We start from the raw sequence: 22,764 nt of genomic DNA, 5'->3' as shown, positions 1-22,764 counted from the left end.
TCAACGGAGACGACACCTGACGGGATCGGCTCGATCTACGAACCGTTCCCGTTCTCGCCGTTCCCGCTATCGGCCTCTTCCGTGATGTGCTCGACCGAGACGACGTGCTCGTCCTCGGCGGTGTCGAACACGATCACGCCCTGGGTCGAGCGGCCGGCGACGCGGATGCCTTCGACCGGGCAGCGGATGAGCTGGCCCTTGTCCGTGACCAGCATGATCTGGTCGGCGTCTTCCACGGGGAACGAGGCCACCAGGTTGCCGTTGCGGTTGTTGACGCTCATGGCGACGATGCCTTTGCCGCCGCGGCCAGTGGTGCGGTACTCGTAGGACGAGGTCCGCTTGCCGTAGCCGTTGACGGAGACGGTGAGCACGACCTGCTCGGCCGCCGACATCTCGACATAGCGCTCCTGCGGGAGCTGGAAGCTGCCGGAGGTCGTCTCTTCGGCCTCGGCATCCGCCGGAGCCTCGTCGACCACGGCTTCGCCGGCCACCGCACGACGCATCTTCAAATAGGCCGAACGTTCGTCCGAGGTGGTCTCCATGTGGCGCAAGATGGCCAGCGAGATCACCTTGTCGCCCTCGGCAAGCGCAATGCCGCGCACGCCCATCGAAGTGCGGCCGGTAAACACGCGCACGTCGGGGACGGGGAAGCGGATGCACTGGCCGCCGGCGCCGGTCAGCAGCACGTCGTCGCGCTCGGTGCAGATCTGCACGTCCACGATGGCTTCATTCTCATCGAGCTTCATGGCGATGATGCCGGAGCGGCGGACGTCGACGAAGTCGGACAGCTTGTTGCGCCGGACGTTGCCGCCGGTGGTGGCGAACATCACGTCGAGGTTGCCCCAGGTCGATTCATCCTCCGGCAGCGGCATGATGGTGGTGATGCGCTCGCCCTGCTCCAGCGGCAGGATGTTGATCAGCGCCTTGCCGCGCGCGTTCGGCGCGGCCATCGGCAGGCGCCAGACCTTCTCCTTGTAGACCTGGCCGCGCGACGAGAAGAACAGCACTGGTGTGTGCGTCGACGCCACGAACAGGCGGCTGACGAAATCCTCGTCGCGGGTCTGCATGCCGGCGCGGCCCTTGCCGCCCCGGCGTTGCGCCCGGTAGGCCGACAGCGGCACGCGCTTGACGTAGCCGGCGTGGGAGACGGTGACGACCATGTCCTCGCGCTGGATCAGGTCCTCGTCCTCGACCTCGCCCTCCTGCTCGATGATCACGGTGCGGCGCGGGGTCGCGAACTCGGCCTTCACCTCGGCGAGCTCGGTCTTGATGATGCCCAGCACGCGGGCGCGCGAGCGCAGGATGTCGAGATAGTCGGCGATCTCCCCGGCGAGCTTGTCGAGCTCGTCGCGGATTTCGTCGCGGCCGAGCGCGGTGAGGCGCTGAAGGCGCAGATCGAGAATGGCCCTCGCCTGCTCCATCGACAGCCGGATCGTGCCGTCCTCGCTGATGCGGTGGCGCGGATCGTCGATCAGCGTCAGCATGTCCTCGACGTCCCGTGCCGGCCAGTCGCGCGCCATCAGGGTGTCGCGGGCGGTGGTCGGGTCGGGCGAGGTCCGGATGACGCGGATCATCTCGTCGATATTGGCGACCGCGATCGCCAGACCGACCAGGATGTGGGCGCGATCGCGCGCCTTGGCGAGCAGGAACTTGGTACGCCGCGTGACGACCCGCTCGCGGAAGTCGACGAAGATCGCCAGCAGATCCTTCAGATGCATGATCCGCGGACGGCCGCTGTCGAGCGCCACCATGTTGACGCCGAAGCTCGTCTGCAGCGGCGTGAATCGGTACAGCTGATTCAACACCACATCCGGCACGGCGTCGCGCTTCAATTCGATCACAACACGGTAGCCGTCGCGGTCGGATTCATCGCGCAGGTCGCCGATTCCCTCGATCTTCTTTTCCTTGACCAGCTCGGCGATGCGCTCGACCATCGTCGCCTTGTTCACCTGGTAGGGAATCTCGGTGATGATGATCGCCTCGCGCTCCTTGCGGATGGTCTCGATCGCGACCTTGCCGCGCATGACGATGGAGCCGCGGCCGAGGTGGTAGGCGGCGCGGATGCCCGCGCGTCCGAGAATGACGCCGCCGGTCGGGAAATCCGGTCCCGGAACGATGTTGATGAGCTCTTCGATCGTAAGTGCGGGATTGTCGATCAACGCGACACAGGCGTCGATGACCTCGCCGAGATTGTGCGGCGGGATGTTGGTCGCCATGCCGACCGCGATGCCGCCCGCCCCGTTGACGAGGAGGTTCGGGAACTTGGCCGGCAGGACCGACGGCTCGGTTTCGTTGTTGTCGTAGTTCGGCTGGAAGTCGACGGTGTCCTTGTCGATGTCGGCCAGCAGAGCCAACGCCACCTTCGTCAGTCGCGCTTCGGTGTACCGATAGGCGGCCGGGGGATCGCCGTCGACCGAGCCGAAATTGCCCTGGCCGTCGATGAGCGGCACGCGCATCGAGAAGTCCTGCGCCATCCGGACCATGGCGTCGTAGATCGACTGGTCGCCATGCGGATGATATTTACCGATGACGTCACCGACCACGCGCGCCGACTTGACGTACTTCTTGTCGGGCGTGTGCCCCTGCTCGTTCATCGAGTAGAGGATGCGGCGATGAACCGGCTTCAACCCGTCGCGCGCATCGGGCAGCGCACGCGCCACGATCACGCTCATCGCGTAATCGAGGTAGGACTTCTTCATCTCCTCGTAGATGGAAACGGGACGAATGTCCGAGGGTTGCGCCGGCTGGTCGCCGGGCTTGTTGTCGTCGTCAGCCAAGGGGAAATCCGGTGAGATTTTATCTGGGAATCATATAGCGCATCGCCCCCCTGATAACCACCCTTGCGAGGTCTAGGGAAGCGGTTTTTCCGACTGTTTTTCCAGAGACTTACGAGCTCAGCACCACTGCCTCGAGCGAAGCCGGAATGGGCCGCCGAGAACCACGTCCTAGGCTCCGAAAATCACCCGGTGCATGATCCGTCCAGGCACGAGCGTGAACAGCCCGGCAATGACGAGCGCGCCGATGAACGTCATGATCATGATGCGCCGGTGATCGGCGACCCGATGGGTATGCGCCCGCCACACCGCGAGCGGTAGCATCACCAGCGTGAAGATCGATAGGAGATGGATCGGGCTGAACGGCCCGACCAGGCGGATCTGGTGGATCCAGAACGACGATGCCGCAACGACCGCCATGAGCCCCACCCAGATCCAGCCGATCGTCCGGTGCGGCAGCGTGCCCTTGGGGGCGGCAAACTGGACAAGGCCGAGCACGAAGGCGGCCATGGCGGCAAAGGCGTGCAGCGGGATCGCTGGAGCAGCCTCAAGCAGCGGCGCAACGCTCATGCAGGGCTTTCTCCGATCGACGGCCGACCCATGTGAATAGGATTAACATCAAGTTAATACCATTCACATCGCGCCTCGTCAAAAGCTTGAGGCAGCACATGAGGCAAGCCCGCAAAAACCGAGCTTTGCCCGCCAATTGGTAAGGAATCCTGTCGCTCTACGCGAGCAAGGTGACATCAGGGGCGAAGCGCCCCGCTCGCCTCAGAACGGGATGTCGTCGTCCATGTCGCTGTTGCGGCCGCCACCGCCGCCGGCGGCCACAGCGCGGCGCGGCGCGCTGCTGACGGGACCGGAGGAGCCGAAATCGCCGCCCGGCTCGTCGCCGAAGCTGCCGCCTCCACCGCCGCCGCCGCGGCCATCGAGCATCGTCAGGGTCGAGTTGAAGCCCTGGAGCACGACCTCGGTGGAGTACTTCTCGGCGCCGCTCTGGTCGGTCCATTTGCGGGTCTGGAGCGCGCCCTCGATGTAAACCTTCGCGCCCTTCTTCAGGTACTGCTCGGCGACCTTGCAGAGCCCTTCATTGAAGATCACGACGCGATGCCACTCGGTCTTTTCCTTGCGCTCGCCGCTGTTCTTGTCGCGCCAGGTCTCCGAGGTGGCGATGCTCAAATTCGCGATCGGCCGCCCGTCCTGGGTGCGGCGGATTTCGGGATCCTTGCCGAGATTTCCAACCAGAATGACCTTGTTGACGCTTCCCGCCATCGCCGCTCTCCACTCCGAATGCCACTGAATTTTAGAAGGCCCGGGACGCGCCCGCGTCCTCTGCAACCTGTTGACGCGACCCTATACGCTTGCGCGGACGGATCGGCCCGTCACCCCTCCACTTATCCCCACATATAGCACCCCTGGCCGGTTCGTTCCAGATTTGTTCTTATGACACCCCTCACCTTGTTGCGCTGGCAAGACGACACCGCGCTGCACAAAGACGGCCTGCGCCAAATGGAATTTCCCCGAATTCCTGAGGACGGCGAAACAGCTTAACATTCATCAAGTTAGAAGCAGTTCAGATGCCGCCCGACTGTTGCATTCCGGAGACGGACTCCGCCTCCCGCCTAAGCTACGCTTGCCGCGGAATTAGATTCTTGTAGGCGTCGCGCCTGATCAGCCGCTTCGGGGACTTCGAAAAGCGGTCAGAAACTGGGGGGACTGCAATGAATAAGATTTTGATTGGTACTATTGGTGCAATCGCGTTGGGGCTGTCGGCTCCCGCAAGCGCGGCAGATCTCGCTGCGCGTCCGTACACCAAGGCTCCGGCACCGATGATCGCGACCATCTACGACTGGAGCGGCTTCTACATCGGTATCAACGGCGGCGGCGGCACCAGCCACAAGTGCTGGGACGTCGATATCGGCGGTGGCGTTCTCGTAGGCGAAGGCTGCCACAACGCGACCGGCGGCACGGTCGGCGGCCAGGTCGGCTACCGCTGGCAGTCAGCCAACTGGGTGTTCGGCTTCGAAGGCCAGGGCAACTGGGCCGATTTCTCGGGTGACAACATCAGTGCAATCAGCGGCCTGCGCGATCGTTCGAAGATCAACGCCTTCGGCCTGATTACCGGTCAGGTCGGTTACGCCTGGAACAACGTCCTGGTCTACGTGAAGGGCGGCGGCGCCGTCGTCAGCGATCGCTACCGCAGCTTCGACGTCGCCAGCGGCCTCGAGTTCGACCGGGCCAACGAGACCCGTTGGGGCGGCACCGTGGGTGCGGGCGTCGAGTTCGGATTCGCCCCGAACTGGACCGTGGGTTTCGAATACGACCACATCTTCCTCGGCAACCGCACCATCGGCTTCACCGGATCCGGCAATTTCGCCCCGCTCGGCGTCGCCACACGCTCCGATCGCATCAGCCAGGACGTCGATATCGGCCTCGTCCGCGTGAACTATCGCTGGGGCGGTCCGATGATCGCAAGATACTGACATCCCTCTGAAATCGCTTGGAAATCAAAGGCCGGCCTCGCGCCGGCCTTTTTGCGTGGGCAACGGGAATTATAGGTCAGTCACCGTTACGTTTTGCGATTATTGTGGCTTTTAGGAGACACAACTTGCGGCTTTGCTGGTGTAAGCACGACATCAGTTGGACCACGGCGTCCGATGTCCTTCCGAACGCACGGAAGGCAAAAACAGAAACCGGGACTGGGATTAGTTTGAAAATGAAGAAGGTTTTGTTGGCTTCGGCCTGTTTGTTCGCTCTCGCTGCTCCGGCTTCGGCCGCTGATCTCGCGGCGCGCCCCTACACCAAGGCTCCGGTGGCGGTGGCCTCGGTCTACAACTGGACCGGCTTCTACCTCGGTATCGTCGGCGGCGGCGCCTGGGAAAACGGTTCCGGCGACCCGAAGATGAAGGGTGGCTTCGTCGGCGGCACCGCCGGCTACAACTGGCAGACCGGCAACGTCGTGTTCGGCGTCGAGGCTGATGGTTCCTGGGCTGACGTCAGCGCTTCGGCGACCGGCGCCACTGTTGTTCCCGGATTCGGCGTTGTGACCGCCACGGCGAGCTCGAAGACCGATGCCATGGGCACCGTGCGCGGCCGTATCGGCTACGCCGTCAATCAGGTCCTGTTCTACGGCACCGGCGGCTACGCCTGGATCGACAACAAGATCAGCCTCTCCGCTCTCGGCTTGACCGCGTCGGACAGCAAGTGGCACTCCGGCTGGACCGTCGGTGCGGGCGTCGAGGCGTTCTTCGCTCCGCAGTGGTCGGTCAAGGGCGAGTACCTCTATCGCAGCCTCGGCGGCGAGACCTACTTCTCGGGCGCCCTGCCCACCGGCACGCTCAACTTCCACACCGTGCAGGTCGGCGTGAACTATCACTTCGGGGGCCCGGTGGTCGCGAAGTACTGAGCTTCGCTTCCAACGCACCGCGTTACGAAAGGCCGGCCTTGCGCCGGCCTTTTTGTTTTCGCGCGTCCAGATCCAGGCCAACCGATTCCCAACGTTTTTCGGGGAGAGCTGTGGCATCCCGGTGACACAACCTTCGGCTTCAATGGTGTAGAGCAATGACATCGATTGGGTCATTGGGTCGGCCGTTTTTCGCCGACAAAGAGAAACGAAACTGGGGAATTGAAATGAAGAAGGTTTTGCTGGCCTCGGCCAGTCTGTTCGCACTCAGCGCGTTGGCTCCCGCCTCGGCGGCCGATTTGGCGGCCCGCCCCTACACCAAGGCGCCCATTGCTGTGGCCTCGATCTACAACTGGTCCGGCTTCTATCTCGGCATCAACGGCGGCGGCGCCTCGAGCCGCAACTGCTGGGACGTCAACAACATCTTCGGCATTGCGGGTCCGGACACGGCTGAAGGCTGTCACAATGCGACCGGCGGCGTCGTCGGCGGCCAGGTCGGTTATCGCTGGCAGTCGGCCAACTGGGTGTTCGGCCTTGAAGCCCAGGGCGACTGGGCCAACCTGAAGGGTTCGAATACGAGCTTGGTGCTTGCCCCGCCCCCGCTGGTCAACCAGACCAAGATCGATGGGATTGGCTTGTTCACCGGCCAGGTCGGCTATGCCTGGAACAACGTGCTCTGGTACGTGAAGGGCGGCGCGGCCGTCACGCACGCCAAGTACAACGGTCTAATCGGCGGCGTTGTCCTCGACAGCGCAAGCGAGACGCGCTGGGGCGGCGCCGTCGGCACCGGCCTCGAATTCGGTTTCGCGCCGAACTGGTCCGTTGCGATCGAATACGACCATCTGTTCATGGGCCGCCGCAATGTCAGCTTTACGTTTATCGGTTTCAACGACCGCATCGACCGTATCAAGCAGGACGTCGACATGGGCACCGTTCGCCTGAACTACACCTTCGGCGGCCCGGTCGTGGCGAAGTACTAAGCTTCGCCTGCGACGCCATCACGTTACGAAAGGCCGGCCTTGCGCCGGCCTTTTTGTTTTCGCGCATACGGCGCGAGCGCTTGCGGACAAGTTCCATTTTTCGGGGCGTTGTGACCCTCCGGTGACAGACTGTCGCACCTCAAAGGTTGTATCGAAGATCGCAACAACTTTGGCCTTGGGGGGTCCGCCTTGAACAAGTTTATGCTTGCCGCCGCCGGCATAGTCGCGATGACCACGTCCGTCTCGGCGGCCGATCTGGCGGCGAGGCCCTACACCAAAGCTCCTGCCCCGATGATCGCCGCGGTCTACGATTGGAGCGGCTTCTACATCGGCGCCAACGGTGGTGGCGGCTGGAGCCATAATTGCTGGGACATCGTCACCAACATCCTCGGTGCGCCGGTCACTCCCCCCGCATCGGAGGGCTGCCACACCGCGACCGGCGGCGTGGCCGGCGGCCAGGCCGGCTTTCGCTGGCAAAGCGCGTCGTGGGTGTTCGGCGTGGAAGGCCAGGGCGACTGGGCTCACCTTACCGGCTCCAATGGACCGAGCCTGGCTGCCGGCGGCGTCGGCTCAGACCGCTCGAAGATCAACGCCTTCGGTCTCGTGACCGGCCAGGTCGGCTACGCCTGGAGCAATGTGCTGCTCTACGCGAAGGGTGGTGCGATGGTTGTGAGCGACAAATACGAAGGCTTCACCACCGCCACCGGCTTCGTGTTCGACAGGGCGAATGAAACGCGCTGGGGCGGAGCGGTTGGTGCTGGCCTCGATTTCGGCGTAACGCCCAACATCGTGGTCGGCGTCGATTATGTGCACGGCTTCATGGGATCGCGCGACAACCGCTTTACGTTCAACAACGGCACGCTCTCGCGCGCCGATCGGATCCGCCAGGACGTTGACATTGCAACGGCCCGCGTCAGTTACAGGTTCGGCGGCCCCCTCATCGCCAAATACTGATCTTCGCCTCCGACGCCATCGCGTTACAAAAGGCCGGCCTTGCGCCGGCCTTTTTGTTTTCGCGCGAGGATGCACCCAACCGTCTTGGAGTCGTGAGGCGCGCGCAAGGCGTCCGCATATGGCTTTGGCGAGTTGGGGACGTGACATGAAGACGTGGATGCTGGCTGCGGTCAGCCTGTTCGCACTCGGCGCGGTCGCGCCGGCTACCGCCGCCGATCTCCCGATCTACAAGGCACCGGCGGCCGCCGTTCCCCTCTACGACTGGAGCGGCATCTATGCCGGCATCAACGGCGGCGGCGGCTTGGCCCATGCCTGCTGGGGCGTGACCCGCGCGCTCGGCATCGCTGTCGATCCGGCCGTTGGCGAAGGCTGTCACAATGCGGGCGGTGGCACAGTCGGCGGACAACTCGGCTATCGCTGGCAGAAGTCGCGCTGGGTGTTCGGCATCGAGGGCCAGGGCAACTGGGCCGACTTCAAGGGCAGCAATGTCAGCGTGGCGCTGCCGCTGTTCACCAACCAGACCAAGATCGACAGCTTCGGCCTGTTCACGGGCCAGATGGGCTACGCCGTCAGCAACCTGCTCTTCTATGGCAAGGCTGGCGCCGCGGTGGCGCACGACAAGTACGACACCTTCGTCCCCGGCGTCCCGGCCGCGGTGTTCAACAGCGTCAACCAGACCCGCTGGGGCTACACCATCGGCATCGGCGTGGAATGGGGCTTTGCGGAGAACTGGTCGGTCGGCGGCGAGTACAACCATGTCTTCCTCGGCCATCACAGCGCCGACTTCGCAACGCTCGTCGGCGGCTTCGCCCCGCGCACCGACAGGATCGGCCAGGATATCGACATGGGCCTGATCCGCATCAATTACCGCTGGGGCGGCCCGGTCGTCGCCAAATACTGAGACAAAGCTTCCCACAGGAACCTCCAAGTCCTGATCATGTGCGGATTGCCCCAAATCCGCATTCAAACGCGAACGAAGGGCTGGCCTCGCGCCGGCCCTTCGCATGTTCCGGGCGCCCCGCTCCTGCCAGATGCCGCCAGCGCGCCAACAATCCGTTGACGATTCGCACACGCCACTGGAAATCCGCTCCCGTTCTTCCTACGTTCGCTGCCATACCCATCGGCGCCGATCCCGGTTCCGGGCGACGCGCGCCTTTTTTGTTGGCGCGATCGCGCACCTTTGGGATTCCTTGAGGGCAACTCGGATGGATGAAGTGATCAAGGCGAAGCGCCAACAGCAGAACGCGGGATCCAGCCTGCGCGCAATTACGATCCGTGGCGCGCGCGAGCACAACCTCAAGAATGTCGACGTCGAGATCCCCCGCGACAAGCTGGTGGTGTTCACGGGGCTGTCGGGCTCCGGCAAATCCTCGCTCGCCTTCGACACCATTTATGCCGAGGGCCAGCGCCGCTACGTCGAATCGCTGTCGGCCTATGCGCGCCAGTTCCTGGAGATGATGCAGAAGCCTGATGTCGACCAGATCGACGGCCTGTCGCCGGCGATCTCGATCGAGCAGAAGACGACGTCGAAGAACCCGCGCTCGACCGTCGGCACCGTCACCGAGATCTACGACTACATGCGCCTGCTCTGGGCGCGCGTCGGCGTGCCCTATTCGCCCGCCACGGGCCTGCCGATCGAGAGCCAGACCGTCTCGCAGATGGTCGACCGCGTGCTGGCGCTGCCCGAAGGCACCCGCCTCTATCTGCTCGCCCCGGTCGTGCGCGGCCGCAAGGGCGAGTACCGCAAGGAGCTCGCCGAATGGCTCAAGAAGGGTTTTCAGCGCGTCAAGATCGACGGCACCTTCCATGAGCTCGCGGAGGCGCCGACGCTCGACAAGAAATTTCCGCACGACATCGACGTCGTGGTCGACCGCATCGTGGTGCGCGCCGACATCGGCCAGCGCCTCGCCGAAAGCTTTGAGACCGCGCTGAAGCTCGCGGAGGGCCTCGCCGTCGTCGAATTCGCCGATGCGCCCGCAGCGGCTGCGCCTGCTGAAGAAAAGAAAAAGACCGCAAAAATCCACGACAAGAGCGGGCCCGAGCGCATCCTGTTCTCCGAAAAATTCGCTTGCCCCGTCTCCGGCTTCACGATTCCGGAGATCGAGCCGCGCCTGTTCTCGTTCAACAATCCCTACGGCGCCTGTCCAGCCTGCGGCGGCCTCGGCGTCGAGCAGCATGTCGACGAAGACCTCGTCATCCCCGACAAGGAGCTCCCCATCGGCAAGGGCGCGATCGCGCCCTGGGCCAAGTCGTCGTCGCCTTACTATATTCAAACGCTGACCGCGCTCGGCAAGCACTACAAGTTCACGCTGACCACCAAATGGAAGGATCTGCCGAAGAAGACGCAGAACGCGATCCTCCTTGGCTCGGGCGAGGACGAGATCAAGTTCTCCTACGAGGACGGCGTCCGCTCCTACGACACCAAGAAGCCGTTCGAGGGCGTCATCACCAACATCAACCGCCGCTATCGCGAGACCGAGAGCGAGTGGGCGCGCGAGGAGCTCGCAAAGTATTTCCACGACGTCCCCTGCGAGGGCTGCAAGGGTTTCCGGCTGAAGCCCGAGGCGCTCTGCGTCAAGATCGGCGGCAAGCATATCGGCGAGATCTCGGAGCTGTCGGTCAGGAAGGCCGGCGAATGGTTCGAGACCGTGCCCGAAGCGCTGAACACGCAGCAGAACGAGATCGCCGGCCGCATCCTCAAGGAGATCCGCGAGCGCCTCACCTTCCTGCTCGACGTCGGCCTCAACTACCTCACTTTGTCCCGCTCCTCCGGCACGCTGTCCGGCGGCGAGAGCCAGCGCATCCGCCTCGCCTCGCAGATCGGCTCGGGACTGACGGGCGTGCTCTACGTGCTGGACGAGCCCTCGATCGGCCTGCACCAGCGCGACAATGCGCGCCTGCTCGACACCCTCAAGCGCCTGCGCGACCTCGGCAACACCGTGATCGTGGTCGAGCATGACGAGGACGCGATCTTGCTCGCCGACTACGTCCTCGACATCGGCCCCGGCGCCGGCATGCATGGCGGCAACATCGTCGCCGAAGGCACGCCCGCCGAGATCATGCGCAACCCGAAATCGCTCACCGGCAAATATCTGACCGGCGAGCTCGAGGTCGAGGTGCCGGAGCGGCGCCCGCCGAACCATCGCCGCACCATCAAGGTGGTCAACGCGCGCGGCAATAACCTCAAGAACGTCACGGCCGAGATTCCACTCGGCCTGTTCACGGCCGTCACCGGCGTCTCCGGCGGCGGCAAGTCGACGCTACTGATCGACACGCTCTACAAGGCCATCGCCCGCAAGCTGAACAACGCCAGCGAAGGCGCCGCACCCCACGATCGCATCGAGGGTCTCGAGCACATCGACAAGATCATCGACATCGATCAGTCGCCGATCGGCCGCACGCCACGTTCGAATCCCGCGACTTACACCGGCGCCTTCACGCCGATCCGCGAATGGTTCGCCGGCCTGCCCGAAGCGAAGGCGCGCGGCTACGAGCCCGGCCGCTTCTCCTTCAACGTCAAGGGCGGCCGCTGCGAGGCCTGCCAGGGCGACGGCGTCATCAAGATCGAGATGCACTTCCTGCCCGACGTCTACGTCACCTGCGACGTCTGCAAGGGCAAGCGCTACAACCGCGAGACGCTGGAGGTCCTGTTCAAGGGCAAGAGCATCGCCGACGTCCTCGACATGACCGTCGAGGAAGCCGCCGAGTTCTTTAAGGCGGTGCCGCGCGTGCGCGAGACCTTCCAGACCCTGCACCGCGTCGGCCTCGATTACATCCATGTCGGCCAGCAGGCGACGACCCTGTCGGGCGGCGAAGCCCAACGCGTCAAGCTCGCCAAGGAGCTGTCAAAGCGCGCCACTGGGCGCACGCTCTACATCCTGGACGAGCCGACCACCGGCCTGCACTTCCACGACGTCAAGAAGCTGCTGGAGGTGCTGCACGAGCTGGTCGCCCAGGGCAACACGGTCGTCGTCATCGAGCACAATCTCGAAGTCATCAAGACCGCCGACTGGGTGATCGACCTCGGCCCCGAAGGCGGCGACGGCGGCGGCGAGATCGTCGCCTGGGGCCCGCCGGAGGATATCGCCAAAGCGCCAAGGAGCTACACGGGCAAGTTTCTGGAGCCTGTGCTGAAGAAGGCGCGGAAGCCGAAGCGGCGGAGCACGAGCGAGGCGGCGGAGTAGAATTCACTCCGCCTCGTCAGCGGGATCATCGGGGAAAGTCTGCAAGTGTCCGCGATGCCCAGCCGCACCTACACGCTCTTCCGCAAGGCAATCCTCGCCGAGCAGCAGGTAACCTGCATCTACGAGGGGCGCTATCGCGAGCTCTGCCCCCACATCATCGGCACCAACAAGATGGGTGAGGAAGCCGTCCTCGCCTGGCAATTCGGCGGCGAAAGCAGCGGACCGCTGCCGCAATGGCGATGCCTGAAGCTCGCCAATATCACCAACGCCCGCACGCGCGATGGCCACTGGCACGAGGGCGGCTCTCACCGGACTACGCAGACCTGCGTCAGCAACATCGATCTCGACATCAATGTTCACGTGCGCAAATTGCGGTGACACACTCTGCCACGCATTCGTTCACGAGCCAGAGCGGGTATTCCGAGATGATGGCCTTGGTCGTCATGCCAGCCCCAGCTCCCGCAACACCAATTCGACCGGCACACGCGTCCCACGGATAACGAGCTTGCCATCCATGATCGCAGGGTTGATTTCAATGCGCTCGTGTCGCATGACTGTCCTCGAATTCTCTTGAAATAATAGCACGCCACATCACGTTTTTCAGCGAACTCCAAAACCCTCCTCAAATGCCCTACTCCCTCGCCATCTTCGACCTCGACGGCACGCTGGCCGACAGCTTTCCGTGGTTCCTGCGCACCATCAACGATGTCGCCGATCGCTTCAATTTTCGTCGCGTCGCGGATGACGAAATCGAAGCGCTGCGGCATGCCTCGTCGCGCGAGATCCTCACCCGGCTCGAGGTACCGCTGTGGAAGCTGCCGGCGATCGCGCGCCATGCGCGGCGGCTGAAGGCGGAGGCGGCGGCCGAGATTCCGCTGTTTGCGGGCGTCGAGACGATGCTGCGGACGCTGGCCGGGAACGGCGTGCAGCTAGCGCTGGTGACGTCGGATAGCGAAGCCAATGCGCGCGAGAAGCTTGGCGAGTCCGCCGCCCTGTTCGCGCATTTCGACTGCGCGGCGTCGCTGTTCGGCAAGCCCGCGAAATTCCGCCGCGTGATCCGGCGCGCGGTCGTGCAGCCAGGCCGCGTGATCGCGATCGGCGACGAGGTCCGCGATATCGAGGCGGCGCGGGCGGTGGGGATTGCCTGCGGCGCGGTGAGTTGGGGCTACGCTGCGCCGGCGGCGCTGCGGGCGCTTGCGCCCGATCACATGTTCGCGCAGATGGATGAGATCGCAGACGTGGTCTGCCGGATTTCGCTCAAGGCCTGATCCGCAATCGGCACGCCCGGCCCAAGGAGACGGTGATGACACTCTCGGACGCAGCCCGCCTCAAACTGCTGGAGCCGCCGGTCGGCAAGGTGCGCGTGGTGCTCGACACCGACACCTACAACGAGATCGACGATCAATTCGCGCTGGTGCAGATGCTGCTGTCGAAGGACCGGTTCGACGTCGAGGCGATCTACGCCGCGCCGTTCTTCAACACACGCGCCGACAGTCCCGGCCACGGCATGGAGCTGAGCTACCAGGAAATCCTTCGCCTGCTGGAGCGCCTCAACGTCGCGCCGGACGGCCTCGTCCATCGCGGCGTCACCGACCATGTCGGTCCCGGCAAGACGGCGCAGGCGGCCCCCGCCGTCAACGACCTCGTGGCCCGGGCGCGCGCAGGCTCCCCTGACAATCCGCTCTACGTCATTGCCATCGGCGCCATCAGCAACGTCGCCTCGGCGCTGCTCAAGGCCCCCGACATCATCGACCGCGTGGTGGTGGTCTGGCTTGGCGGTCACGCGCTGGAATGGCCGCACACGATCGAGTTCAACCTCAAGCAGGACGTCGGCGGCGCGCAGGTGCTGTTCGACAGCGGCGTGCCGCTCGTGCTCGTGCCATGCAAGGGCGTCACCTCGCACCTTCACAGCACGGTGCCGGAGATCGAGCGCTACGTCGAACCGTATGGCAGCATCGGCGCGTTCCTCGCCATGCGCTTCAAGGAATACTCGTCCGACCATCTGGGTTGGGCCAAGGAGATCTGGGACATGGCGCCGGTCGGCTGGCTTCTCAATCCCGATTGGGCGCCGAGCGTGATCATCCCGGCCCCGGTTCTCACGGATCAGATCACGTGGAGCGTCGACCGCCGGCGGCATCCGATCCGCTACGTGATCTATGTGGATCGCAACCCGATCCTGAAGGACTTTTTCCTGAAGTTGAAGGCGTTTGCCGCGCCGAAGGTGCCGTAGGGTGGGCAAAGCGACTTGTCCGCCGTAGCTCGAAGGGCGAAGGCGGAAGCGTGCCCACCATTACGTGCCGAGGCAGCGGAGAGATGGTGGGCACGGCGCGCTGCGCCTTTGCCCACCCTACGCCCCCTACTCCGTCCTACGCAGGAACGCCCCGAACGCCCGCGGGCCGTCGCCGACCTTCACCTCGCCGATCACCTTCAGCTCGGTGGCATCGATGATGCTCATTGTGTTGCTCTCCCAGCAGGCGACGATGACGCGCTTGCCGTCGGCGGTCGCATTGATGCCTTCGGGATAGTCGCCGACATTGATCCGCTTGATCGGCTTCAGCGTCGCCAGGTCGAACACGCTGACGGTGCCGCCATACTGGTCGGTGACGAAGCCGCGCCCCTGCGTCAGCGCCACCGCATAGGGACGCATCCCGACCGGCACGCGGCCGATCTCTTGGCTCGCGGCGATGTCGATTACCGAGACGTCGTTGGAGCCGACATTGGCGGTGTAGGCGCGTTTTCCCTCGGCATCGATGGTGACGCCGAACGGACGGGTGCCGACCTTGATGGTCGCCCTGCGCTCACGCGTCGCGGTATCGACCACCGAGACGCTGTCGTCGTCGCGGTCCGCCGAGAGCAGCAGCCTGCCATCAGGCGTCACAGCAAGACCGGACGGGGATGCGCCGACCGCGATGCTGGCCGTGATACTGCGCGAGGCCGTATCGATCACCCGCACGGCCGCCGCATACCAGTCCGCGACGTAGACCGTCTTGCCATCGGGCGTCACGGCAATGCCGAGCGGCCCGCCGCCGACCTCGATCCGCCCCGAGACCTGCCGCGTTGCGGCGTCGACCACGGTCACCGCCTTGGCGTCCGGACTCGTGACATAGGCAAAGCGCCCATCCGCGCTGACGGCCACGCCGGCCGGCTTGCCGCCGATCGGGATGGTCGCGACGCTGCGCGATGTCGCGAGGTCCACGACCATCAGATCGTCGCTGAGCTGGTTGGTGACGAACGCCTCTTCGGCGGACGCGCTGCCAATACTGGCAGCGCAAAGGCTGGCGGCGAGCGCCGCCAGGACCCGCGCCCGCACGGTCAGCTTCCGCTCTCGATCTTCTTCTTCAGCGCTTCGAGCCCGGCCTGATAGAGCCCCTTCACCGCCTTCACCGCGGCCTCGTCGCTCAGCTCCGGCGGCGGATCGTTGTTGGGGAAGCCGCGGTAGAACGCGCCCGCCCATTCCAGCGTCGCGCCCTTGCCGTCGGCGCTCGGCGTCACCGCCAGCGTCGAGGAATAATTGGTGACCGGCAGCACCTTCACGTCCACCTTGGTGATCCGGTAGGAATAGGTCATCGCGGCAGCGTCGAACTTGTAGAGTTCCTCATCGACGGTGGCGCCTCCCGTCAGGGTCAGCCGCCGCGTCGCTTCGATCTCATTGCCCTTCTCGCCCTCGGTCTTGGTGACAGGCGGGAGCCAGCTCATGTCCTGGAAATTGCCGATCGCGGCCCAGACCTTGGCCGGCGGCGCGTTGATCTCGATGGATTCGCGCACCTTCTGCCGGGTCGGCCCATGTGCCCAGGCCGGGCCAAACGCCGCCGTCAAAGCCACCGCGCCCGCGGCAGTCAGCACCGCGCCCATGACCGTGCGCCGTCCAATCGTCACCCTCATCTCGTTTCCTCATGCGTCTCGTTGATCGTGCGCGACTTGAGGCGCGCTGGGATCATGGTAACGCATTTTGCGGCCGAGGGGAGACCTGTTCATGGCGGCGTTGCGGCGCGCGCTCGCGCGTCCCACAACCACCCCTTGCGCCGCCCGGCGGGCAAAACACCCAATGGGCGGGTCAACCACGCCACGCAGAAATAATTCTCTTTATCCGTATTTCGGATTATCATATAGAAAGCCATCCCACCCCGGGCCGAGGGGCGTTATCGCGATCGTCACGATACGCGGGATGGGAAGTGGTGGACGCAGGCAGCGTCGGCGCGAAGGTGATTTGCAGGGCGGGCAACCGTGAGCGAACGCCGCGCGCACACGACCGGTGCAGCCTGTGTACGGTAAAACCGTGCCGTCCTGGCGCCCGGAGCCTGTGCGCCAAGTCTTGCGGTGATGTGGCGGCCCGACCGGGCGCGCACATCGGTCATCCGCAAGGTGACGGGGGCAATAGTGCATCGCTCCCCGGGGAGAGCTCGGCATAAGCCGTAAAACCACTGCGCAGGGAAGGCCGGATGTTTGGCTTCACCTGTATGCCACTGTGCAAACTTCGTAGCGCAATTTCCGCACAGTGGACCGCGGGTGCCAGCCGGCACCCGGCCTTCCCTGCGCCCTCGGCACTTTTGGGGGCGATGAATACAGCAGAGCTCGGGCAGATCTTGCCGCGAGGATGCGAATCCGTGCGTGCGATTTGAATTCGAATGCAAAGCTAGAATCTGCTCGCGTGCCCCGGACGCAGCGCAGCGCTTCCCTGGCGATGCGCAGCATCGTCCAGTGCGGCGGTGCGCTGCAGAGCCGGGGGCCCATGCATCAGCGAGCGTGTGACTGCGTGGGTCCCGGCTCTGCGCCGCACCGCTACGCGCTGCAGCGCGTCCGGGACACGAGAAGAGCGAGTGCCGTGGGAGTGCGCCCTCGCCTACTCCGCCAGTGTCGCCTCCACGAACCCGCGCGGATCGTCACAGAATTCGCGCATCACCCGGTAATGATCGGTTTGCTCCACCGTCGTCGGCTCCAGGCCGTATTTGCCCAACCGCAACAGTCTCGCGTTTGGATAGGCCATCAGCAGAGGCGCATGGGTTGCCATGATGACCTGGCAGATGCGGGACTCGTCCATGCGTCGCAAGAGCTTCAGGAATTCGATCTGACGCGCCGGCGACAGCGCCCATTCCGGCTCGTCGAAGATGAAGATGCCCTGGCGCTGGCAGCGCTCTTCGAAGAAGCGCAGAAAACCTTCGCCATGGGAATGCGACAGGAAGTCGGGGCCGGCCTGGCCGGCGTCACGTGCGGCCTTGTCGAGATATCGCGCGACCGAGAAAAAACTCTCGGCGCGAAAAAACCAGCCGTTGGTGATTTTTGGCAGCCAGCTTGCGCGCAAGGCCCTGGGAAGCTGGCCGCCCATCTTCTCCCGCGCTTCGGAATGGTCGACGGGCATGTAGCCCTTGCCTCCACCCGCATCGTCGTAGCCGGCAAGCGCTGCGATACCCTCGAGGATCGTCGACTTCCCGGTGCCATTCTCTCCGACGATGATCGTGATGGCGGCGTCGAAGTTGAGCTCGAAATCATCCGGAAAGATGGGCAGGCAAAACGGATAAGCCTCGCGATCGCGAACTTGCGACGGATCGAGCCAGACGCCGCTTCAGATACGGCGCCGGCAGGTTGATCGTGCGATTGCTTCTTCGGCTCATGCCCGGCTTCCAACCCGTTCCGACCCATCTTTTAATAAGAACATATCAGGAACACAATCCTCACGAAAGCTGCATCTGAGAAACAAATTGAAACAAACCCGCCATCCGCCACCCGGGTGCGAATTAAGAAAACGTAGCTACGAGACAGTTGCCGGCATGAGGCCGGCTCCCACCTCGCGACCCCGGCAATGATTGACGGACGTCCGGGACCGTAAAGCCGCGAGGAGTGCGCGATGGTATCGACGTATTTCAGTTACAGCTACATCACGCGCAATCTCAAGCAGTCCCTGGCGCGGGTCGAACAGCAAACGGATGTCGCGCGCGAGGAGGCTTACTACAAAGCCAACATCGGCAAGGTGAAGACCGTCGATGATTTCATGAAGGACTATCGCCTGTATCATTATGCGATGAAGGCATATGGCCTGGAAGACATGGCCTACGCCAAGGCTTTCATGAAGAAGGTGCTGGAGAGCGACCTCTCCGACCCAAAGAGCTTCGTCAACAAGTTGGTGGACAAACGCTACCAGGAGTTTGCCGCGGCATTCTCCTTCAATGGCGGTGCGACGCCGGTTGCGCAATCGGAGAACCAAATCGATGAGATGATCGATCTGTACACGGCGACCAAGAAGAGCCAGGTCGATGCACTTGCCGACGACTCGAAATACTACGGCGCCGAAATCGGCAACATCAGCAGTGCAGACCAACTCCTGAACAACGACCGTCTTCGCAACTATGTCTATTCGGCATATGGGATCGATGAAAGCAAGTGGCCGCGTGACACGATAAGTCAGGTCTTGCGCAGCGATCCATCCGATCCCAACAGCTACGTCAACACCACCTTCGCTTCTCAGTTGACCGGCCTCAACGCCCAGCTTGCTCAAGCCAAATCGGATGCCAGCGCCGCTGATTTAAAGATAACCGCTTACAAGGCCCAACTATCGCAGCCGGGCGCCGACGTGAACCAGTTGAACATCCAGATCCTGGTAGAAAAAAGTCACCTGGAGTCATATACGAAAAGCATTTCCAGCCTCGGCGACCAGATATCGACGATTGGCGGGTTTGTAGACTTGGCCGGCGCGTTCGAGTTTTCGTCCGACGGGTCGCTTCCGTCAGGTGTATCCGCCCAGACTGCTGCAAATGTCGCGATCACGAAAACGCGGTTCGACGACAGCAAGGCCGCCGTCTATTCGGCAGCAAGCCCCCTTAACGAAGCCTTTGCAGTCAGGCAATTCAGAACAGCCATCCTCAAGATCAATTCAGTCCAGGCGTTCGTATCAACACCAGCCGTGTATGATTTTGCGCTGGGCGCCGTCGGCCTCGATCCCAAGGGGGTCTCGCAGGCCACGATCAAGGCTGTCCTCGAAAGCGACCTCAGTGACCCCAAGAGCTTCGTCTATACCCTCAAGGACAACCGGTACGTACAGCTCGCACACGCCTTCAACTTCGACGCAAAAGGCAATCTGACGACCCCCTTGGTGGCTCAGGACTCGGCTGAAGTCGTCGAGATTGCGAGGAACTACGTCATTGCAGCGCTGAAACAGGCAAGCCCTCAGCAGCAAGCGGCCGTCCGGGCACAAGCCACGAAAGATGCGACGGCTTATCAAGAGGCCATCGCAGGCATCGACAGCGTTTCCGACCTTCTCGCAAACAGGCCGATGGTCGATTTCATTCTCTTGGCCAAGGGTTTGGAACCCAAGAAGGTCAGCACCGAATTTCTCAAGAAGATCTTCAGCTCCGACCTGAACAACCCAAAGAGCTTCGCGAACACGCAGAGCGATCCTCGCTTTGCCGAAATCGTGGCATCGTTCAACTTCGACAGCAAGGGTAACGTTGCGCGCCTCCCGATGATGGGTCCTCAGAAGAGAGATCAATTCCGGGAAACACAGGCGAACTATCTCCAGCAAAGCCTGGAGCAGCAGCAGGGGGATACGAATCCCGGCGTACGCCTTGCGCTCTATTTCCAGCGAAAGGCGGGAGAAATCACGTCCGCATACGACATCCTTGCCGACAAGGCTCTTTCAGAGGTGTTCAGAACCACCTTCGATTTGCCTGACTCGATGGCCTCGATGCAGATCGATCAGCAAGCCAAGGTCGTGGACAAATTCATGAAGATCAAGGATCTTTCCGATCCGGCGAAGGTTGAAAAACTGTTGAGCCGGTTCTCCGCCATGTATGACGTCAGAAACGGCGAGAGCATCGGCCAGGGTCAATCTCCCTTGCTCAACCTCTTTCAAGGATCGAGCTCGGGCATATCAGGGATAAGTGAATCCACGTTCTTGGCCATCGCCAAGCTACGTGCTCACTGATGATCGCTCGCCGATACTAGCCCAACACCTCGAGCGCCAGCTCCATGGTCATCAGCACGGGATTGTCCCAACGGATCAGACGGCCCTCCGCAATGCCGCCGGTGTAGTCGATCAGGGCGATGTCGAGCGTCGCCTCCGGTGCGCCCGAACTGCCCTCTACGATCGTCCCCGCTGTCACGGCGAGCTCGGTCGCGAACGACTCGGTCACCCCGCCATGGGTGAAGCGTGCACCGATGGTCGAACCGACGCCGCCGTGGATCTTCGCACGCGCGATGCCATGCGTGCGGCAGAACGCTTCGAGGCAGCCGGCAAAATCCTGGTTGGGCCGCAGCCGCAGCGCGAAGGCGCGGCTTGTCGTACGCGCGCCGGTGCTCGCAGCGGACACCGGCCCGAACAGCTTGAAATTGGTCTCGGTATCGGGCTCCGCGGTGAACATCGCACCGTCGATGCCGAACGCTTCAACCTCGAACGGCTCGGCGACAACAGTCTCGTCCGGCAGCATGTGGCCGCCGCTTGCCTTGCCGTCCGCCTCCGTCCAGAGCCCGTGGCAATGAAAGAACGGGGCGCCATCGCGCATTCCGAGCGTCATGCAGCCGAGTTTCGTCCGCGTCACGCCGCTGGGGCGAAAAGTGTCACTGTAGAACGCCGCGTTCTCACCTGTCTTCGACAGCGCCGGCATCACGTATGCGAATGGTCCGAGTGCAGCGCTGCCAAAATTCAGCACGCCACTGGCAAACCCCTCTGCCGCAAAACCACGCCGCGCGGCTTCGAGCAGCGGCAGACCCGCTTCGACCCTAAACGAGAATGCGCGCCCCCTCGCCTCGACCCATTGGATGCGTTCGGCGACAGGCGCGCCCGGCTGCTTGATACTTCGCATCGCGTATGCTCAGCCCGCCTGCTTGTTGTCGAGATCGAGCAGCCCGCGCGCCTCGAGCTCATCGCGCACCATGCGCTTCGGGATCTTGCCATAGCCGGACTTCGGCAAGGCCTCCCAGAAGAAGAACCGCTTCGGCATCTTGTAGCGCGGCACCTTCGGCAGGAGGAACGCCGCCATCTCGGCTTCGCTCACCGGCTTCTCGCCTTCGCGCGCGACGCAGACGGCGACGCCGACCTCGCCCCAGGTCGCATCGGGCACGCCGAGCACGGCGACCTCGCCGACCGCGGGATGCGTCAAGATCTTCTCCTCGATCTCGCGCGGATAGATATTGGAGCCACCGGAGATGTACATGTCGGAGGCCCGTCCCGTGATGTAGACGAACCCCTCCTCGTCCATGTGGCCGAGGTCGCCGGTGCGGAACCAGCCGTCGCGGAACGCCTTCGCATTGGCCTCGGGGTTGTCGTAGTAGCCGGCGAGCACGGCAGGCCCGATCACGCAGATTTCGCCGCTCTGGTTGGCGGCCAGCTCGCGGCCCTCGTCGTCCTGGATCGAGACCTGCATGGCCGTGCGCTCGAAGCCGCAGGTGCCGATCTTCGCATAGGGCCCGTCCTCGGGATCATGCAGCGCAGCCGGCAGCACGGTGATGTTGCCGGTGACCTCGCCGAGGCCAAAATACTGCACGATGACCTTGCCGAGCTTCTTCAGCGCGGCCTTCTGGTCCTCGCGGTACATCGGCGCGCCGGCATAGATCACGTGACGCAGCGAGGAATGATCGTATTTGTCGGCGGCCGGATGCTCGACCATCATCTTCAGGATCGTCGGCACCGTGAAGAGATTGCTGACCCGATGCGCCTCGATCAGGCGGAACGCCTCGTTGATGTCGAATTTCTCCGTCGGCAGCAGGACGGTGCATACGCCGCGGGCGGTCTGCACCAGCTGATGGACGCCGGCGCCGTGCGACAGCGGCGCCACCACCAGCGACGCATCCGCTTCCGTGACGCCGGGGGTGAGATCGGCGAGATGGTTGGTGACGACAAAACCCATCTGGCCGTGGGTCAGCACCGCGGCCTTGGAGCGGCCGGTGGTGCCGGAGGTGAAGAAGAACCAGCAGGGATCATCGTGCTCGACGGCGACGTTCGCAACGCTTGCACCGGCCTGCGAGGCGATGGCTTCCGCCACCGAGCGCTCTCCGAACGAGCCCTTGCCGTCGACGCTCCAGGTGAACTCCAGCGCACCGCCCTTCACGGCTGAGGCGTGCTCGGGAAAATCGACGTGGCACAGGAACGCCTTCGCGCCGGAGGCCTGCGCGAGATAGGTGACCTCATCCGGCATCAGGCGGAAATTGGTGGGCACCCAGACCGCACCGAGCCGGAACGCGGCGAACATCGAGAAGAACATCTCGTCGCCGTTCTTGGAATGGACGAGGATGCGGTCGCCCTTGGCGATGCCGCGCGCGGCGAGTGCGGCGGCCAGCGCCGAGACCTGCGCATCGATCTCGCGCCAGGTCCAGGATTTGTCACCCCAGACGAAACCGGGACGCGCCCCATGCCGCCGCGCATTCTGGGTCAGCATGTGAGCGAGATTCATGACGCGGCGGGACATGCGCAGGGGCTGCATCGGGCTTCCTCTTCGACGGCGGACGGCGCACGAGCCGCCCGCTCCTTGCAGCCCATTTAT

The 22,764-nt window shown here is 63.6% G+C and carries 18 protein-coding genes and 1 pseudogene; 10 read left to right on the top strand and 9 right to left on the bottom strand.

What is annotated here, in order from left to right; translation table 11 throughout:
• Positions 1–35: 35 nt before the first annotated feature.
• From gyrA to AC1DW2_RS15160, 3 genes are all read right to left on the bottom strand, one after another.
• On the bottom strand, positions 36–2,777 hold the full coding sequence (gyrA, locus tag AC1DW2_RS15170) for a DNA gyrase subunit A (protein WP_135213710.1): 2,742 nt from the start codon (positions 2,775–2,777) through the stop codon (positions 36–38).
• A 168-nt stretch (positions 2,778–2,945) separates the two neighbouring features.
• A complete protein-coding gene (locus AC1DW2_RS15165; protein ID WP_477006459.1) occupies positions 2,946–3,344 on the bottom strand; it encodes a DUF2306 domain-containing protein in 399 nt (132 codons plus the stop codon).
• 201 nt (positions 3,345–3,545) lie between these two features.
• Positions 3,546–4,046: a single-stranded DNA-binding protein gene (locus AC1DW2_RS15160; RefSeq protein WP_212451249.1), complete on the bottom strand. Its 501-nt coding sequence runs from the start codon at positions 4,044–4,046 to the stop codon at positions 3,546–3,548.
• 449 nt (positions 4,047–4,495) lie between these two features.
• Between AC1DW2_RS15160 and AC1DW2_RS15155 the strand changes: the two genes are divergently transcribed.
• The 7 genes from AC1DW2_RS15155 to AC1DW2_RS15125 all read left to right on the top strand — a co-directional run bounded on the left by AC1DW2_RS15155 (position 4,496) and on the right by AC1DW2_RS15125 (position 12,673).
• Entirely contained in the window at positions 4,496–5,257 is a 762-nt protein-coding gene (locus AC1DW2_RS15155; protein WP_085404690.1) for an outer membrane protein, read from the top strand.
• 233 nt (positions 5,258–5,490) lie between these two features.
• Positions 5,491–6,180 (top strand): outer membrane protein, encoded by a 690-nt coding sequence (locus tag AC1DW2_RS15150; protein WP_071913698.1) that lies wholly within the window; start codon positions 5,491–5,493, stop codon positions 6,178–6,180.
• A gap of 224 nt (positions 6,181–6,404) precedes the next feature.
• Positions 6,405–7,157: an outer membrane protein gene (locus AC1DW2_RS15145; protein WP_477006458.1), complete on the top strand. Its 753-nt coding sequence runs from the start codon at positions 6,405–6,407 to the stop codon at positions 7,155–7,157.
• A 189-nt stretch (positions 7,158–7,346) separates the two neighbouring features.
• Positions 7,347–8,111, top strand: coding sequence for an outer membrane protein (locus tag AC1DW2_RS15140; RefSeq protein WP_477006457.1), 765 nt, complete (start codon positions 7,347–7,349; stop codon positions 8,109–8,111).
• A gap of 145 nt (positions 8,112–8,256) precedes the next feature.
• Complete coding sequence (locus AC1DW2_RS15135; protein WP_477006456.1) at positions 8,257–9,012, top strand: outer membrane protein; 756 nt, start codon at positions 8,257–8,259, stop codon at positions 9,010–9,012.
• 304 nt (positions 9,013–9,316) lie between these two features.
• On the top strand, positions 9,317–12,295 hold the full coding sequence (gene uvrA, locus AC1DW2_RS15130; protein ID WP_477006455.1) for an excinuclease ABC subunit UvrA: 2,979 nt from the start codon (positions 9,317–9,319) through the stop codon (positions 12,293–12,295).
• 45 nt (positions 12,296–12,340) lie between these two features.
• On the top strand, positions 12,341–12,673 hold the full coding sequence (locus AC1DW2_RS15125; RefSeq protein WP_247305423.1) for a hypothetical protein: 333 nt from the start codon (positions 12,341–12,343) through the stop codon (positions 12,671–12,673).
• 63 nt (positions 12,674–12,736) lie between these two features.
• On the opposite strand, the gene AC1DW2_RS15120 is transcribed toward AC1DW2_RS15125, so the two are convergent.
• Positions 12,737–12,811, bottom strand: coding sequence for a DUF433 domain-containing protein (locus AC1DW2_RS15120; RefSeq protein ID WP_354118374.1), 75 nt, complete (start codon positions 12,809–12,811; stop codon positions 12,737–12,739).
• Between the two features lie 110 nt (positions 12,812–12,921).
• Between AC1DW2_RS15120 and AC1DW2_RS15115 the strand changes: the two genes are divergently transcribed.
• Together AC1DW2_RS15115 and AC1DW2_RS15110 are read left to right on the top strand one after the other, a co-directional pair.
• Complete coding sequence (locus AC1DW2_RS15115) at positions 12,922–13,563, top strand: HAD-IA family hydrolase (RefSeq protein WP_477006454.1); 642 nt, start codon at positions 12,922–12,924, stop codon at positions 13,561–13,563.
• A gap of 35 nt (positions 13,564–13,598) precedes the next feature.
• Positions 13,599–14,525, top strand: a complete 927-nt coding sequence (locus tag AC1DW2_RS15110) for a nucleoside hydrolase (protein WP_477006453.1) — start codon at positions 13,599–13,601, stop codon at positions 14,523–14,525.
• A gap of 126 nt (positions 14,526–14,651) precedes the next feature.
• On the opposite strand, the gene AC1DW2_RS15105 is transcribed toward AC1DW2_RS15110, so the two are convergent.
• From AC1DW2_RS15105 to AC1DW2_RS15095, 3 genes and pseudogenes are all read right to left on the bottom strand, one after another.
• Positions 14,652–15,605 carry a YVTN family beta-propeller repeat protein gene (locus tag AC1DW2_RS15105; protein ID WP_477006452.1) on the bottom strand — a complete coding sequence of 318 codons (954 nt, stop codon included), beginning with the start codon at positions 15,603–15,605 and terminating at the stop codon, positions 14,652–14,654.
• 2 nt (positions 15,606–15,607) lie between these two features.
• Positions 15,608–16,177 (bottom strand): SRPBCC family protein, encoded by a 570-nt coding sequence (locus AC1DW2_RS15100; RefSeq protein WP_085404680.1) that lies wholly within the window; start codon positions 16,175–16,177, stop codon positions 15,608–15,610.
• A 958-nt stretch (positions 16,178–17,135) separates the two neighbouring features.
• Positions 17,136–17,904, bottom strand: a pseudogene (locus AC1DW2_RS15095) (AAA family ATPase).
• 233 nt (positions 17,905–18,137) lie between these two features.
• Between AC1DW2_RS15095 and AC1DW2_RS15090 the strand changes: the two are divergent.
• Complete coding sequence (locus AC1DW2_RS15090; RefSeq protein ID WP_477006451.1) at positions 18,138–20,210, top strand: DUF1217 domain-containing protein; 2,073 nt, start codon at positions 18,138–18,140, stop codon at positions 20,208–20,210.
• A 16-nt stretch (positions 20,211–20,226) separates the two neighbouring features.
• On the opposite strand, the gene AC1DW2_RS15085 is transcribed toward AC1DW2_RS15090, so the two are convergent.
• Together AC1DW2_RS15085 and AC1DW2_RS15080 are read right to left on the bottom strand one after the other, a co-directional pair.
• Entirely contained in the window at positions 20,227–21,087 is an 861-nt protein-coding gene (locus tag AC1DW2_RS15085; RefSeq protein ID WP_477006450.1) for a PCC domain-containing protein, read from the bottom strand.
• A 9-nt stretch (positions 21,088–21,096) separates the two neighbouring features.
• Positions 21,097–22,704, bottom strand: coding sequence for an acyl-CoA synthetase (locus AC1DW2_RS15080; RefSeq protein ID WP_477006449.1), 1,608 nt, complete (start codon positions 22,702–22,704; stop codon positions 21,097–21,099).
• Between the last annotated feature and the right edge of the window lie 60 nt (positions 22,705–22,764).

It is taken from the genome of Bradyrhizobium sp. P3_C3, from assembly GCF_056402655.1.
This window is presented reverse-complemented; position numbering and strand designations above follow the sequence as displayed.

Excerpts from the sequence above, each read along its gene's own strand:
- uvrA (WP_477006455.1), top strand. The coding sequence starts at position 9,317 with ATGGATGAAGTGATCAAGGCGAAGCGCCAACAGCAGAACGCGGGATCC.
- AC1DW2_RS15145 (WP_477006458.1), top strand. The coding sequence starts at position 6,405 with ATGAAGAAGGTTTTGCTGGCCTCGGCCAGTCTGTTCGCACTCAGCGCG.
- AC1DW2_RS15165 (WP_477006459.1), bottom strand. The coding sequence starts at position 3,344 with ATGAGCGTTGCGCCGCTGCTTGAGGCTGCTCCAGCGATCCCGCTGCAC.
- AC1DW2_RS15135 (WP_477006456.1), top strand. The coding sequence starts at position 8,257 with ATGAAGACGTGGATGCTGGCTGCGGTCAGCCTGTTCGCACTCGGCGCG.
- AC1DW2_RS15100 (WP_085404680.1), bottom strand. The coding sequence starts at position 16,177 with ATGAGGGTGACGATTGGACGGCGCACGGTCATGGGCGCGGTGCTGACT.
- AC1DW2_RS15150 (WP_071913698.1), top strand. The coding sequence starts at position 5,491 with ATGAAGAAGGTTTTGTTGGCTTCGGCCTGTTTGTTCGCTCTCGCTGCT.
- AC1DW2_RS15115 (WP_477006454.1), top strand. The coding sequence starts at position 12,922 with ATGCCCTACTCCCTCGCCATCTTCGACCTCGACGGCACGCTGGCCGAC.
- AC1DW2_RS15160 (WP_212451249.1), bottom strand. The coding sequence starts at position 4,046 with ATGGCGGGAAGCGTCAACAAGGTCATTCTGGTTGGAAATCTCGGCAAG.
- AC1DW2_RS15155 (WP_085404690.1), top strand. The coding sequence starts at position 4,496 with ATGAATAAGATTTTGATTGGTACTATTGGTGCAATCGCGTTGGGGCTG.
- AC1DW2_RS15085 (WP_477006450.1), bottom strand. The coding sequence starts at position 21,087 with ATGCGAAGTATCAAGCAGCCGGGCGCGCCTGTCGCCGAACGCATCCAA.
- AC1DW2_RS15080 (WP_477006449.1), bottom strand. The coding sequence starts at position 22,704 with ATGCAGCCCCTGCGCATGTCCCGCCGCGTCATGAATCTCGCTCACATG.
- AC1DW2_RS15090 (WP_477006451.1), top strand. The coding sequence starts at position 18,138 with ATGGTATCGACGTATTTCAGTTACAGCTACATCACGCGCAATCTCAAG.
- AC1DW2_RS15110 (WP_477006453.1), top strand. The coding sequence starts at position 13,599 with ATGACACTCTCGGACGCAGCCCGCCTCAAACTGCTGGAGCCGCCGGTC.